General features: G+C 67.1%; 10 protein-coding genes. 8 read left to right on the forward strand and 2 right to left on the reverse strand.

Translation table 11 applies throughout. From position 1 onward, the window contains the following. Nucleotides 1–35: 35 nt before the first annotated feature. The 7 genes from AC5JBD_RS11550 (at nt 36) to addB (ending at nt 12,015) form a co-directional block, all read left to right on the forward strand. A complete protein-coding gene (locus AC5JBD_RS11550) occupies nt 36–1,121 on the forward strand; it encodes a TIGR03032 family protein (RefSeq protein WP_495721942.1) in 1,086 nt (361 codons plus the stop codon). Nucleotides 1,122–1,275: 154 nt separating this feature from the next. Beyond that, complete coding sequence (locus AC5JBD_RS11555) at nt 1,276–4,365, forward strand: TonB-dependent receptor plug domain-containing protein (RefSeq protein WP_495721943.1); 3,090 nt, start codon at nt 1,276–1,278, stop codon at nt 4,363–4,365. A gap of 104 nt (nt 4,366–4,469) precedes the next feature. After that, entirely contained in the window at nt 4,470–6,833 is a 2,364-nt protein-coding gene (locus AC5JBD_RS11560; protein WP_495721944.1) for a sensor histidine kinase, read from the forward strand. Continuing rightward, nucleotides 6,833–7,270, forward strand: a complete 438-nt coding sequence (gene tsaE, locus AC5JBD_RS11565; protein ID WP_495721945.1) for a tRNA (adenosine(37)-N6)-threonylcarbamoyltransferase complex ATPase subunit type 1 TsaE — start codon at nt 6,833–6,835, stop codon at nt 7,268–7,270. The genes AC5JBD_RS11560 and tsaE overlap by 1 nt, the downstream gene beginning before the upstream one ends. Further along, a complete protein-coding gene (locus AC5JBD_RS11570) occupies nt 7,267–8,259 on the forward strand; it encodes an aminoglycoside phosphotransferase family protein (RefSeq protein WP_495722005.1) in 993 nt (330 codons plus the stop codon). Before tsaE ends, AC5JBD_RS11570 begins: the two co-directional genes overlap by 4 nt. Before the next feature lie 62 nt (nt 8,260–8,321). After that, nucleotides 8,322–9,020 carry a nucleotidyltransferase family protein gene (locus tag AC5JBD_RS11575; protein WP_495722006.1) on the forward strand — a complete coding sequence of 233 codons (699 nt, stop codon included), beginning with the start codon at nt 8,322–8,324 and terminating at the stop codon, nt 9,018–9,020. A gap of 28 nt (nt 9,021–9,048) precedes the next feature. Continuing rightward, a complete protein-coding gene (addB, locus tag AC5JBD_RS11580) occupies nt 9,049–12,015 on the forward strand; it encodes a double-strand break repair protein AddB (RefSeq protein ID WP_495721946.1) in 2,967 nt (988 codons plus the stop codon). A 22-nt stretch (nt 12,016–12,037) separates the two neighbouring features. On the opposite strand, the gene AC5JBD_RS11585 is transcribed toward addB, so the two are convergent. Both AC5JBD_RS11585 and AC5JBD_RS11590 read right to left on the reverse strand, forming a co-directional pair. Continuing rightward, the gene (locus AC5JBD_RS11585) at nt 12,038–12,421 is read right to left on the reverse strand and encodes a hypothetical protein (RefSeq protein WP_495721947.1); all 384 of its coding nucleotides are present in this window, start codon (nt 12,419–12,421) and stop codon (nt 12,038–12,040) included. 115 nt (nt 12,422–12,536) lie between these two features. Then, entirely contained in the window at nt 12,537–13,364 is an 828-nt protein-coding gene (locus tag AC5JBD_RS11590; RefSeq protein ID WP_495721948.1) for a phytanoyl-CoA dioxygenase family protein, read from the reverse strand. Between the two features lie 95 nt (nt 13,365–13,459). Between AC5JBD_RS11590 and AC5JBD_RS11595 the strand changes: the two genes are divergently transcribed. After that, nucleotides 13,460–13,606: a hypothetical protein gene (locus tag AC5JBD_RS11595; protein WP_495721949.1), complete on the forward strand. Its 147-nt coding sequence runs from the start codon at nt 13,460–13,462 to the stop codon at nt 13,604–13,606. Nucleotides 13,607–13,626: the final 20 nt, after the last annotated feature.

A 13,626-nucleotide genomic window follows, 5' to 3' on the forward strand; every position in this document is an offset into this window, starting at 1 on the left:
TTGCCGTGCGCGTGGCGCGCAGACAGGCGATAGCCATGATCGACGACGCAGGCCGCTTCCTCCAGCCGGTCGGGCCGGGACCCGACGAACCGGCCGCGATCAGCGTCTCGCGGGGGATGGCCGCCTGGCTGCTGCGGCACCAGGTCTCGTTGGCCTACACGTCCTACCAGACCGGCAGGCTGATTCTCGCCGGGGTGGCGCCCGACGGGCGACTGGCATTCAGCGAGCAGAACTATGCGCGTGCGATGGGGCTGCACTACCACGCAGGCACTCTCTACGTCGCTTCGCTGTTCCAGATCTGGAAGCTTCGCAACCTGCTGCGGCAGGGTGAATATGCGAACAATGCTCACGATTGCTTTCTCGTGCCTCGCGAGGCGCACACGACAGGCTATGTCGACACGCACGAGCTGTCCGTCGATGGCGATGGGCAGGTGGTCTTCGTCAACAGCCGCTATTCCTGCCTCGCCACGTTGGACGACATGTTCAGCTTCCGCCCCGTGTGGAAGCCGAGCTTCATTTCCGCGCTCTTGCCCGAAGATCGCTGCCATCTAAACGGCATCGCCATGCAGCACGGCAAGCCGCGCTACGTCACGGCGCTCGGAACTGCCGATACGGCAGACGGGTGGAGAGAGGCCAAGGCGCAAGGCGGCGTGCTGATCGATGTAGCGACAGACCGAGTGATGGCGAGCGGTCTGTCGATGCCCCACAGCCCCAGAACTGCAGGCACTGATGTGCTGTTGCTCGACTCCGGCCGTGGCAACATCGTCCGGCTGAAATCCAGTGGCGGAGAACCGGAAGCGCTTGCCTTCTGCCCCGGTTTCCTGCGGGGCATGGTCGTGATTGGAGCCCATGCCGTGGTCGGCGTGTCCAAGCCGCGCCACGACCACTTTGGGGATCTGCCCATCGCGCGGGAGCTCGAGCGGCGAGGGCAGGAGCCGTGGTGCGGCATCCTCGTCGTCGATCTGCGGTCAGGAAGGATCGTCGAGTTCATTCGCTACCACAGCCAGATCGACGAGATTTTCGACGTCGAGCTGCTGCATGGCATCCGCAATCCGATTTCCATCGGACCGGCAAGCGAGGAGCTGCTCAACACCATCCGTTACGATCCGGACTGGCCCTGAAGGCGCTGCCAGCACCCGCGCGGATCAGCTACGGCGGAAGTTGTTGCAGGATTGTCACGGTTTCGAAAATAAGCGTGCCCGATAGGCTGGTTTGCTGTTTGTTTTCCGTGCTCGGCCTGTAGGCAGGGCTATTCAAAAGCTTTGGGGATGAAGCATGCGCCGCACCGATCTCACCGGCAGATTCTGCCTTTCCGCTTCCGTTCTGGCCCTTCTGGCAGCCGCTCCGACTGCGGCCTGGGCGCAGACCGGCCAGCGTCAGGCGCCTCCGGGCGGTTCGGAATCGTCGTTGCAGGACGACGATGCGGCGCAGAGCCCGCAGAGTGATTCCGATGTCAGCGCGACAGCGGCTGAGGTCGCCGGCCCGCTCGAGACGGGCACGGGTCAGAACACGATCGTAGTGACCGGTTCTCGTATCGCGCGTCCGGAACTTTCTTCGCCGAGCCCGGTCCAGTCGTTCACTTCCGAGGCGATCGAGCAATCGGGCGACATCAACATCACGGACTTCCTCGCGGATTCGCCCGCGCTGGTCGGCTCGATCACCAGCACCCTGACCTCGGGATCTAACGGCATCGGACTGGCCCCGTCGGCTGGCCTCAACCTCCTCAACCTGCGCAACCTGGGCTTCGAGCGCACCCTGGTGCTGGTCAACGGCCGCCGCCACGTCGCCGCCTATCCGGGCACGAGCTCGGTCGACGTCAACTCGATACCCAACGACCTCATCGAGCGCATTGACGTGCTCACGGGCGGCTTCTCGGCCATTTACGGCGCTGACGGCGTGTCCGGCGTCGTCAACTTCGTGCTGAAGCGCAATTTCGAGGGCCTGCGCGCGCGTGGTCAGATCGGCATCTCGGAGTCAGGTGATGCCGGCAATCGCTTCGGCAGCATCGTCGCCGGCAAGAATTTCGCTGACGGCCGCGGCAATATCGCGGTCGCCTACGAATATACCAATTCCGACCGGCTGAACGACAAGGACCGGCCGTTCACGGGCGACCCTGCCCGTCGCTTCGAACTGCTCCAGGACCCGACCGAGCGTGGCGCCAGTGACGATCCCAACCAGCCGGACCGGATCCTCTACAATTTCGTTGGCTGGTCGGACAGCGCCCCCAACGGTGCCGTCGACATTGATCTCGACTTCATTCCCGACTTCGAAGGGGACGGCGACGTCTACGATCCGGGTACGTTTCTGCCCGGCACAGGCGGACGCGCGGTCAACGGTTCATCGAACACGCCCACCGCAGGATATTTCGGCGATTTCCTGCCCTATCTGGAGCGTCACAACCTCAACCTGCTCGCCAGCTACGAGTTCAGCCCGGCGGTCCGGCTATTCGCGGAAGCCAAATATGCCGACACGACTGCTTACACGATCTCGCAGCCGTCATTCGACTTCGGGCTATATCTTGCGGGCGACAATGCGTATCTGAACCAGCGCTTCCCGGGTGCAGTCGACGGGGCCTTCGTGTCGCGCGACAACCTTGATTTCGGCATTCGCGGCAACCGCTCGGAGCGCGAGACGCTGCGCGGCGTGATCGGTTTCGACGGCAGCCTCACCGACTGGCTTCGCTATGAAGTCTCCTACAATCATGGCCGATCGCGGGCCAAGACACTGTCGTCGAACGATCGTCTGAGCGATCGCTATTTCGCCGCGCTCGATGCGGTCGTCGACCCGGCCACAGGCCAGATCACCTGCCGCATCAACCTGCCGGGTGAGACGGTCATCGACCCGAACAACTTCGGCGACGTGCCGGTCACGTTCCAGCCGGGTGAGTGCCAGCCGCTGACCATCCTTGGCTCCGCCAACCAGTCGGGTCTCGACTTCGTGCTCGTCGACCACACCGATTTTGCCCAGGTTACGCAGCAGGTCGTCTCGGCCTATCTGGCCGGCGACTTCGGCTTTGCCTTCGAGCTTCCCGGAGGACCCGTCGGCTTCGCGCTCGGCGCCGAATATCGGAAGGAGAAGAGCCGCACGATTCCGTCGGACGTGACTCAGCAGGGCCTCCTCCTCGATTCGTCGGAAATCGAAATCGAGAGCGGCGAGTATGACGTGAAGGAGGTCTACGGCGAATTGAACGTGCCGATCCTCAAGAACGTGCCGTTCGCGGAGAACCTCTCGGTTGGCGCGGCGGTCCGCTTCTCCGACTATTCCACCGTCGGCAGCACCACGACCTATAAGTTCGATGCCGTCTACGCGCCGATCCGCGACATCAGCTTCCGCGGGACCTATTCGCAGTCCGTGCGCGCGCCGAACATCAACGAGCTGTTCGCGCCGCTCTCCGGCTCGTTCGCTTTCATCACCGACCCGTGCGACGCCGAGAACAGGGACCAAGGCACGTCCACCCGCGCCGCCAATTGCGCGGCGCTTCTCGCCAATCTCGGGCTGACGCCGGCCCAGATCGCGGCCTTCAGCCCATCCAGCGATCCGGAGCAGAGCACCAGCCGACTTGGTCAGACCGGCGGCAATCCGGACCTTCAGGAAGAGACCGCGAAGACGATCACTGCCGGCGTCGTGCTCCGGCCGCGCTTCATTCCCGGTTTCTCGGTCGCGCTCGACGGCTACGACATTAAGATCAGGGACACGATCAACACCTTCACGGCCCAGCAGGCGTTCGAGCTTTGCGTAGACCAGCCGACGCTGGAGAACCCCTTCTGTCCGCTGACCTCGCGCGACACCACGCCGGGACCGACGCTTGGCTTCGCCAATGGCTTCACGGTCACGCCGCAGAACGTCGCCAAGTTCCTGGTCCGCGGTGCCGACCTGACGGTGAACTATCGGTTCAATCCCTCGCCGGATCTCGGGACCTTCAATGTGCGCCTGGTCGGCGGCTATCTGGATCGGTTGACCTTCATCAACACGCCGGGCGCCGAGCCCGACGAGGATGCCGGCGAACTCGATCTGGCTTCGGCTCCGAAATGGGTCGGCACGTTCGACCTCACCTGGACCAAGGGGCCGCTGACGGTGAATTACGGTCTTGCCTGGCAGGACAAGGTCCGCCGCTACACCCGCGAGCAGACCCGGGCCGACCCGGATCGCGCGGCGCCGAACTTCCTGCGCTACAAGGAGCGCTGGGAGCATGACATCCAGGTCGGCTACGACGTGGACGACAATTTCAACATCTATGCCGGCGTCAACAACTTCACCGATCAGAAGCCGTCCGTCTCTTCCGGCGGCGCCTACCCGCTGAGCCCGGTGGGTCGTTACTTCTACGTCGGCGTTAGGACGGACCTCGGCGCGCTAACCGGCTTCTAAGTCCGCTGTCGATTAACTCAGGGCGGGGCGCCTGGTGGCGCTCCGCCCTTTTTCATTTCCGTCCCTTTTGCTGATCGTCGGATCGCCCTAGAGCTTGGCCGAAGATGGGCTTCGTCGAAATTTCCCGCACGGCTCTGGCGATCATTGCGTTGGTGTCCGGCCTCTGGCTGGCACTGGCGCTGTGGCTCGTCGTTCGCGGCGCGCGGCGCAGTGCTGCCGGCGCGGCAGCGTCGGCAGGCCGACAGATGTACCAGGCGCTGCTCGACGCAGGTCCGCTCGTCCCTGCGGTGGTGCATGAGGATCAGGGGATCGAGGCCGGGCAGCGTCTCGCCGACATGCTCGGCCTGCCTGAGGCGCCGGCTTTTTTCGGCAGCCTTTCCGCCGGCGAGACGGGGCTCAGCCAGCGCGATCTCGATGCGCTCGGCATCCGGGTGCGCGAGGCGGCGACGACGGGGGCGAGCTTCTCGTTGCCGCTTCGGCCGCAGGGGTCAGCCCGGGTGCTGCGGGTGGAAGGTGGGCCGGCGCCTCCGCCTTATCCGACCGGCTCGGTCCTGCTCTGGTTCAACGATGCCACCACGGCCGAGGAGCAGACGACGTCGCTCGGTGCCGAGGTCGAGCGGCTGAGCAGCGCGCTTAACGGCCTCTCCTCGCTCATCGAGGCCGCGCCCTTCCCGATGTGGCATCGAGGGCCGGACCTCAGGCTGGCGATGGTCAACAGCGCCTATGTCGCGGCGGTCGAGGCGCAGGACGGCCTGGCGGTGATCAAGGCCGGTATCGAACTGGTCGACGAGAGCGAAGGCCGCACCCCGCTCAGTCAGGCCGCTGCGGTCCGCGAGAAAGGCGAGGCAGTCGCTCGCACCGTTCCCGCCACGATCGCCGGCGAGCGCCGGATGATGCGCGTCGTCGAGGTGCCGCTCGGCGCCAATGGCGTCGCGGGATATGCAATCGACGTCGAAGATCTGGAGCAGGCGCATGCGGAGCTGGCCCGCTTCGCCCGTGCCCAGCGGGACATGCTCGACCGTCTCTCCGCCGGCGTCGCGCAATTCGGCCGCGACCGCACCTTGATCTTCTACAACCAGCCGTTCGCCCGCCTCTTTTCGCTCAGGCCAGACCTCCTCGCCGACCATCCGGAGTTCAACCGCGTGCTGGACAGCATGCGTGAGTCCGGAAACCTGCCGGAGGTCCGCGATTACCCGGACTGGAAGCAGGAGCGCGGCCGCTGGTTCACCTCGGGACTTGCCGCCCACGAGGAGGATTGGCTGCTTCCCGGCGGCAAGCATCTGCGCGTCGTGGCGCAGCCGCTCCCCGATCGGGGCCTGCTCCTCATCTTCGAGGACCGGACGGAACAGATCCAGCTCGCCTCCGCCCGGGACACGTTGCTGCGCGTGCGCACCGCCACTTTCGACAATCTGTTCGAAGCGGTTGGCGTGTTCGCGTCTGACGGCCGCTTGCATCTCTGGAACAACCGTTTCCGCGAGATCTGGCAGTTCGAGGAGGAGCATCTCGCCGAGCATCCGCGGGTCGACCAGCTGACGCCGCACATCGCGTCCAAGCTCAAGAACCCCAATCATGCCGGGATCGTGCGCGAGCTGGTGCGCAGCGCCACCGTCGAGCGCAAGCAGAGGAGCGGGCGCGTCGGCCTCTCCGACGGCCGCGACTTCGAATTTGCCGCGGTGCCGCTGCCCGACGGCAATGCGCTCTTCACGATGCTAGACATCACCAGCAGCCGGATGATCGAGACGGCGCTGCGCGAGCGCAACGAGGCCCTGGAGGATGCGGACCGCCTGAAGACCGCCTTCGTTGCCAATATGAGCTACGAACTGCGCACGCCGCTGACGTCGATCGGGGGCTTCGCCGAGATGCTGGCGGAGGGCTATGCTGGCGAGCTTCCCACTCAGGCATCCGAATATGTCCTCGCCATCCTCCAGTCGGTCGCCCGCCTCGGCGCCCTCATCGACAATGTCCTCGATCTCACTCAGAGCGACAGCGGCAGCCTGCTGCTGGCCGAGGACGCGGTCGACCTTCAGTCGCTGAGCCTGGAGGCGGCGAACGAGGTGCATGGCCTAGCCGGCCAGCGAGGCATCGAATTCGCGGTCGAGGTGGAACCCTCGGTCGGTACGGTCGCGGGCGACCGCCGCCGCCTGGGCCAGGCGATCGGCAACGTGCTCAAGAATGCCGTCGATTTCACCGGCTCTGGCGGGCGAGTACTCCTGCACGCCGCCGGTAGTGCGGACGAGGCCGCGATCACCATCTCGGACAATGGCCCGGGGATCGCGCCGGCTGACCAGACCCGCGTCTTCGACCGCTTCCACCGCACCCGCGACGGCAGTGCTGGACGGGAGGAGGCGATCGGCCTCGGCCTGCCGCTCGCCCGCCAGTTCGTCGAGGCCCATGGCGGCACGATCGAGCTTCAGTCTCAGCCGGGGGAGGGGACCACCGTCACCATCCGCCTCCCTCGCGGCCGCTGATGCGGCTCGGCTCGGCGGAGGAGACGGAGGCGCTGGGCCGGGCGCTGGCCACTGCGCTCCGGCCCGGCGATGTCATAGCGCTGTTCGGCGACCTGGGGGCGGGGAAGACGACGCTGACTCGCGGTCTGCTGGCCGGCCTGGGCTTCGAGGGCGAAGTCGCGAGCCCGACCTTTCCGATCATCCAGACCTATGAGGATGTGCAGGTGCCGCTCTGGCATGTCGACCTCTACCGGATCGAGGATCCGTCGGAGCTGGACGAGCTTGCGCTCGACGACGCGCGGCAGGATTTTGCCCTGATTATCGAATGGCCTGAACGGCTCGGGTCGAGCCTGTGGACAGACGCCCTGCGGCTTCATCTGGTCGTCGCGGAGGGGGGTGTGCGCGCCTTGACAGCCCATGTGTCCACGGCTTGGGAAGGGCGATGGCCTCCCCGATGATTCCGCCCGCGTCCGCGCCAGCATTCCTTGCCGCTCATGGCTGGGCGGGCGCAGAGATCCGGCCGCTCGCAGGCGATGCCAGCTTCCGCCGCTATTTCCGCATTCTCGACGGCGAAAGGCGCGCTGTGCTGATGGATGCGCCGCCGCCGCACGAAGATCCGCGGCCGTTCATCGCCGCGGCGGAATGGCTCGTCCAGGCAGGCCTGTCTGCGCCGCGCATCCTCGCGCGAGACCTAGACCAGGGACTGCTGCTGATCGACGATTTCGGCGACACGAGGCTGCGCGAGACGCTCGACGTGACGCCGGAACGGGAGTCGGAGCTCTACACGCTCGCCGTGGACCTCCTCGTCCATCTCCATCGCCACCCGCCGATGCCGAGTCTGAAGCCGCACGGGCTGGATCAGTGGCTCGACGAGCTCACGCTTTTCCCGGACTGGTATTGCACGACATTGGGTCTGGATGTGGATGTCGAAGCCTATCGCGATGCGTGGCGCACCGTCCTCGGGCGGGTCGCCGAGGACGGGCTCGGACCCGTCACCGTGCTGCGGGACTTCCATGCCGAGAATATCATGCTCGTCGATGGGCAGCAGGATGTCCGCCATTTCGGGCTGCTCGATTTCCAGGATGCGGTGGTGGGGCATCCTGCTTACGACCTTGCATCGGTGCTGGAGGATGCACGACGCGACGTGACCCCCGCGGTCGAGCGGGCGATGCTGGACCGCTACAAGAGCGCGATCCGGGACGGCGACGCGTTCGAGCGCGCTTATTGGGCGCTCGCCGCACAGCGCAACACCCGCATCCTCGGCGTCTTCACGCGCCTTTGGAAGCGGGACGGGAAGCCGCATTATACCGGCTTTCAGCCGCGCATGTGGGGGCTGCTGGAGCGCGACCTTCGGCACCCGGCGCTGGCGCCGGTCAGCGCATGGTTCGATCAGAACGTGCCGGCTGCGAAGCGTGCCGCCGTCTGGACGACGGGCATCGCGGCGTGACCCGGGCGAAACGCCAACTCGCGCTCAGGCCCGAACCGAAGGGGCAACTCCCCGAAGTGGCGATGGTGATGGCGGCAGGCCTCGGCAAGCGCATGCGGCCGCTGACCGCCACTCGGCCCAAGCCGCTGGTGACGGTCGCCGGCAAGACTTTGCTCGATCACACGTTCGATCATCTTCGTGCAGCGGGCGTGAAGAAAGCCGTGGTCAACGTCCATTATCTCGCCGACGCACTGGAAGCGCATCTGAAGAACCGCGTCCGCGGGATCGACATCGTCGTCTCCGACGAACGCGACCAGCTGCTGGAGACGGGCGGCGGCCTCGTCCGTGCGCTGCCGCTGATCGATGCCGATCCGTTCCTGGTCGTGAACTCGGACAATTTCTGGGTCGACGGCCCGGTCGACAGCCTCCGGCTGCTCGCCTCGAGCTGGGACGATGCGAAGATGGACGCCTTGCTCCTGCTCGTGCCGCAGGCGCATGCCCATTGCCATAGCGGGCAGGGCGACTTCCACATGAGCGCGACCGGAGCGCTGAAGCGCCGGAAGCCGGGCTCGGTCGCGCCGTTCGTCTATATCGGCATCCAGATGATCTCGAAGCGCCTGTTCGAGGGCGAGCTGCCCGAGGGAGCCTTCTCGACCAACCTGCTGTGGGATCGGGCGATTGCTAACAAGCGGCTGTATGGCGCGGTCCATCAAGGGCTCTGGTTCGACATCGGCGCCCCGCCCAACATCAAGAAGGCCGAAGAGATATTGGGGCTCGCGTGAGGCGAGCAGCAGCGGCTAGGCTGACGGGGTGAGTTCCTCCCGCCCCGCCGTCTACACTATCCCGCCACACAGGGCCTTCGCTGACGCACTAGCGGCGGGGCTGATCGCACGCTTTGGCGCGGAGAAGACGGGGCTTGCGCGCGGCCTGATCCTCGTTCCGAACAATCGCGCGGCCCGGGCCATCGCCGATGCCTTCGTACGGCGATCGGAGGGTGGGCTGCTGCTGCCGCGGCTCGTGCCGATCGGCGATCCCGAGCTCGACGAGCGGATCGGCGGCGCTCTGGAGCCGCTGGGGGAGGGGGAGGCGATCCCGCCCGCGATCGAGCCCGTCGAGCGACTGATGCTGCTCGCCAGACTGGTGCAGCGGCACATGCCCGGTGAAATCGATGCCGCCGAGGCGCTGCGCCTGGCAGCCGACCTCGCCCGTACGCTCGACCAGTTGCTGATCGAGCAGGTGGAGCCGGCAAGGCTCAGGGACTTCGCGGCCGATCTGCCGGACCTGTCGCTCCACTGGCAGAAGTCGCTCGACCGGCTGACTGTGATCCTCGACGACTGGCCGGCACTGCTGAAGGAGCGTGGCAGCATCGATCTTGCCGAGCGCCGCAACAAGCTCCTGGCTGCCGTCGCGAAGCGCTGGACGACCAAGCCGCCGCCGGGCTTCGTGGTGGCGGCGGGCGTCACCACCACCGCGCCTGCGGTGACCGGGCTGCTGCGGGTCGTGGCGCGGCTTCCGGACGGGTTTGTCGTGCTGCCGGGACTCGACTCCGACATGCCAGACCGCGAATGGGAGGCGCTGGGCCCGCACGAACCCGATCCCGATACCGGCCGCCGTCGCCCTTCGATCGAGACGCACCCACAATTCCATCTCAAGCTGCTGCTCGATCGGATGAGCATCGGCCGCGGCGAGGCCGAACGCTGGCGCTGGGGAGGGGGCAGGGACGCGCCGGCGGTACGGAGCCGCGCCATCGCCAATGCGCTCGCGCCCGCTTTCTTCACCGCCAAGTGGCAGGAGCTGAAGCCGGCCGAGCGTCGCCTCAGCGGCGTCCGGGCGCTGGAGCTGGCCGATCCGGCGGAGGAAGCGCAGGCGATCGCGGTTGCGTTGCGCGAGGCGCTGGAAACGCCGGAGCGAACCGCCGCACTCGTGACTCCGGACCGCAATCTCGCCCGCCGCGTGTCGGCGCATCTGAAGCGCTGGGGCATCGAAGCCGATGACAGCGCCGGACGGCCGCTTTCCCAGACGCCGCCCGGAACCCTGCTCATCGCGCTGGCTTCGGCGGCGGCGGAGCGCTTCGCGCCGGTCCCTTTGCTGTCGCTGCTGAAGCATCCGCTGGTGATGAAGGGAGAGGGGCGGCTCGACTGGCTGGAAGGTGCGCGCGCGCTGGACCTGGCTTTGCGGGGGCCGCGGCCGCCGGTGGGGCTGCAGGGCGTGACAGACTTCCTCTCGGACTGGACCGGCCGCGAGGGCGAGCGGCGCAAGCGTGCGTCGGAATGGTGGCGCGGCGTCGTGCCCCTGCTTCGTCCGATCGAGCGCGTGTTTGCCGCCGAGCGCCCGAGCCTCGCGGGCCTTGTCGCGGCGCTCCGGGAGGCCGCCTCCACTTTGTCGGGGAATGAAGCGTGGGCTGGGCCCGCTGGTCGCGAGGCCGCCGATCTCCTGACCTCGGTCGAGCCCGCGGCGGCACATGGCCCCCACCGCGTCCAGCCTGCCAACCTGCCCTCGATGCTCGAGCAGTTGATGGCGGAGCGGGCGGTGCGGCCGCCGTTCGGTCAGCATCCGCGCATCTTCATCTGGGGGCTGCTCGAAGCTCGGCTGCAGCATGCCGACCTGATCGTCCTGGGGGGACTCAACGAAGGCACTTGGCCTGCTCTCCCGACGCCCGATCCCTGGCTGGCGCCGCGCATCCGCCACCAGTTCGGGCTGCCATCGCTGGAGCGGCGGATCGGGCTTGCCGCGCATGATCTCGCCGGCGCCCTCGGCGGCCGTAACGTGCTCGTGACCCGGGCGCGCCGCGACGCGCGTTCGCCTGCAATCGCCTCGCGTTTCTGGCTGCGGCTGGAGGCGATGACCGGCGGCCTCACCCGTTCGCCGCTGCACAAGGTCTGGGCGGCCGCGCTCGACAAGCCGGAGGCGCATCGGCCGTCCCGGCGCCCTGCGCCCAGCCCCCCGGCGGCGCAGCGGCCGCCCAAGATCGCAGTGACGGACGTCGACCGGCTCAAGGCGGACCCGTTCGCCTTCTACGCCCGCAAGATTCTGGGGCTGAGCGCGCTCGACCCGATCGATGCCGATCCGAGCCCGGCCTGGCGAGGCACTGCGGTGCACGAGGTGCTCGAAGCCTGGATGAAGGAGGATGATTGCGATCCTGCCAAGCTGCGGCCGCGTGCCGAGGCGCTGCTCGCCGGCAGCGACGCCCACCCGCTGATGCGCGCGCTCTGGCAGCCGCGGCTGATGGAGGCGATCGACTGGATCGCCGAGGAGGTGGCGAACAATCGCGCGGCGGGGCGGCTGCCGCTCAAGGCGGAAGTGTGGGGCGAGACCGAGATTGCGGGCGTCACATTGGGCGGCAAGGTCGACCGCATCGACCGCGCGGCCGACGGAAGCCTCGTCATCCTCGACTACAAGACCGGCACGCCGCCTGGCCCGAAGGCGGTGGCGGAGGGCTATTCGATGCAGCTCGGCCTGCTCGGCCTGATTGCGGAGCGCGGCGGCTTCAAGGATGTCGAGGGGATGCCCGCCTGCTTCGAATATTGGTCGCTCGCTCGGAAAGCCGGCAAGCTCGGCTATGTCGCGAGCCCCGTCGGCGGCCGAAACGGCATCGATCCGGCCGAGTTCACCACCATCGCCGCGCGCAACTTCATCGCCGCCGCCGACAAGTGGCTGACGGGCGACGCGCCGTTCACCGCCAAGCTCAACCCGGCCTACGCGCCCTATGCCGAGTTCGACCAGCTGATGCGGCTCGACGAATGGTACGGCCGCGACGAGGCGCCGGCGCAGCCCTGAGCCGCGCCTGCGCCCGCGTCAGCTACATGCCGTCGTAGTGATAATCCTCGGCATAATAGTCCTCGGGCTCGTCCTCATAATAAGGCTCGTAGGCGGCATATTCGTCGTCGTCCGCCGTCCAGTCCTCGGGCTCGGGAGCCTGGTCGTCCCAGACCGCATAATCCTCTTCCACCTCGACCGGCTGATACGGTCCGCCCATCGCTGCGAGCCCGACGCCCGCGCGATCGGGGCCGAGCTGCTCGTTAAGGGCGAGATTGGTGCGGGTGGCCACGCCCGGCTCGTAGAGCTGGATGCAGCTGTCGGTCACGGTGGCGGAGCAGGGCGGATAGCCGCTGCCGGTATCGTAGGGCGCTGCGCCGACCAGCGTGAGGACGCAGACGGCGGAGAAAATGCCAATTCTCTTCATATTGGCCTCCAACAAACCGGCTTTCGCCGGCGGCAAGCCCCCGCATGGTTAACGTCCAATGCACGGCTTAGTGGCGGCGATGGCGCGGCCCGGCGCGCGGCGCCCACCTTTCGGCTCAGTAGACCGGCTTCAGCAGTCCCTCGATCGTGTGATGCTGCACAACCGTCTCCAGCTCGTCGACCACGCGGTAGATGAGGTGGTCGCGCACCCGCGCCGGCAGCGAGTCCAGATAGCCCGGAGTGACCTGGAGGTCGTGATGGGCCGAATTGGTGGCGTCGGGCGCGTCCACCCCCACCACCAGCACCGGCCGCGACTCGTTCGAGCGGTTGGCGGTGCCGCGATGGATGGTGAGGGCTGAGCGGGCGGAGATGTCGCCCATCTGCGGCAGCTTCTGCACCGCACGCTCGATGTAGCGCGGCCAGAGCGGCTTGGGCGGGAACATGCCTTTGGGGCAGCCTTCGAACTGGTCCCACTGGGTGCCTGGCGCGACTTCGAACGGGCCGTGCTCGGGCCGCGTGTCAACGGTCGTGAGGTTGAAGGCGAGCGAGTTCAGCCGCCGGCCTTTGGTGGTCGCCTCAGGCACGAAGAAGTCGCGATGCCAGGGCTGGTCGGCGGCGCCGGGGAAGGGGATGTCGAAGCCGATTTCGACGATCCTGTAGTCGGGGCCGAGCACGGCCTCGCAGACGGCGACGAACCAGGCATGCGTCGCGATGTCGACGAAACCGCCGATGCGTTCCGGCTGCACCTCGACATAGAAGCGCTCGGGTCCGCGCGGAAGGGCGCCGCCGGCAACCTGCCGAGCCTCCTCGTAGAGCGTCTCAATATCCTCCCGCAGCCGCTCGACCCAGTCGCGCGGGAAGGCGCCTTTGAGACCGATGATGCCGTCGCCGTAGAGGCCGCCCATGATGTCGGCCGGTTCGTAGGTCGGGTGCGCGCTCGCCATGCGCCTCGTTTTAATCACCTTCCTCATGGGAGGCGAGGCGGAACAGCGCCGAAGCAACAGCGTTTCACCCCTGTAACAATGTCGGAGTATGAGCCATGACTGATCCGGATCGCCGTGAGGCGCTGACTGAGAAAGAGACGGTGATCGTCGAGCGTGGCAGCGGTGGCGGCCTGCTGGCCGGCATCGCCCTGCTGATCCTCGTCGTCGCCGTCCTCGCTTATTTCGGGATGCTGCCCATCTAGGCCGCTGGTGCGGACGCGGG

It is taken from the genome of Allosphingosinicella sp. (assembly GCF_059502505.1).

Excerpts from the sequence above, each read along its gene's own strand:
- AC5JBD_RS11570 (WP_495722005.1), top strand. The coding sequence starts at position 7,267 with ATGATTCCGCCCGCGTCCGCGCCAGCATTCCTTGCCGCTCATGGCTGG.
- AC5JBD_RS11590 (WP_495721948.1), bottom strand. The coding sequence starts at position 13,364 with ATGGCGAGCGCGCACCCGACCTACGAACCGGCCGACATCATGGGCGGC.
- tsaE (WP_495721945.1), top strand. The coding sequence starts at position 6,833 with ATGCGGCTCGGCTCGGCGGAGGAGACGGAGGCGCTGGGCCGGGCGCTG.
- AC5JBD_RS11560 (WP_495721944.1), top strand. The coding sequence starts at position 4,470 with ATGGGCTTCGTCGAAATTTCCCGCACGGCTCTGGCGATCATTGCGTTG.
- AC5JBD_RS11575 (WP_495722006.1), top strand. The coding sequence starts at position 8,322 with ATGGTGATGGCGGCAGGCCTCGGCAAGCGCATGCGGCCGCTGACCGCC.
- AC5JBD_RS11555 (WP_495721943.1), top strand. The coding sequence starts at position 1,276 with ATGCGCCGCACCGATCTCACCGGCAGATTCTGCCTTTCCGCTTCCGTT.
- AC5JBD_RS11550 (WP_495721942.1), top strand. The coding sequence starts at position 36 with ATGATCGACGACGCAGGCCGCTTCCTCCAGCCGGTCGGGCCGGGACCC.
- AC5JBD_RS11585 (WP_495721947.1), bottom strand. The coding sequence starts at position 12,421 with ATGAAGAGAATTGGCATTTTCTCCGCCGTCTGCGTCCTCACGCTGGTC.
- AC5JBD_RS11595 (WP_495721949.1), top strand. The coding sequence starts at position 13,460 with ATGACTGATCCGGATCGCCGTGAGGCGCTGACTGAGAAAGAGACGGTG.